The sequence below is a fragment of the Achromobacter sp. SIMBA_011 genome (assembly GCF_046535435.1).
Taxonomy (GTDB): Bacteria; Pseudomonadota; Gammaproteobacteria; order Burkholderiales; family Burkholderiaceae_B; genus Achromobacter; species Achromobacter dolens.
The window spans coordinates 1-361 of the sequence record NZ_JAWRWN010000122.1; the positions used below are offsets into that span (position 1 = coordinate 1).

Below are 361 nucleotides of genomic sequence, written 5' to 3' on the forward strand. Positions count from 1 at the left end.
GAACATCGGGTCGTCGAGCTGATCGATGACGAGGCGCGCGCGCGCCGTCAGCGCCTGCGACGTGAAGCTCGGCCACATCAGCGTCGAGCCGTTCTCCTCGAACGGGAGCGGCAGGTTGTAGTTCGGCGAGCCGTGCCCGGTCGCGTAGCCGATGCCCATCCGGAAGTCGCCGAGCCGCGCGATCGGCAGCCCGAAGTCGAGCCCGGCGCGCGCCGTCTGCATCAGATACTGGTTCAGCTTGACCTCGCCGGTGTTGTCGTACACGTTCACGTAGCGGCGCTGATATTCCGCGTACGGCGAGATGTAGAAGCCATAGGCGGCCGGCAACGGTTGGCGCAGCTCAACGCGCGCGGACTGCAGG

At 67.0% G+C, this 361-nt stretch carries 1 pseudogene; it reads right to left on the bottom strand.

Annotation, left to right across the window (positions count from 1 at the left end):
* A pseudogene (locus SB816_RS30205) lies at positions 1 to 361 on the bottom strand (patatin); the annotation flags it as partial.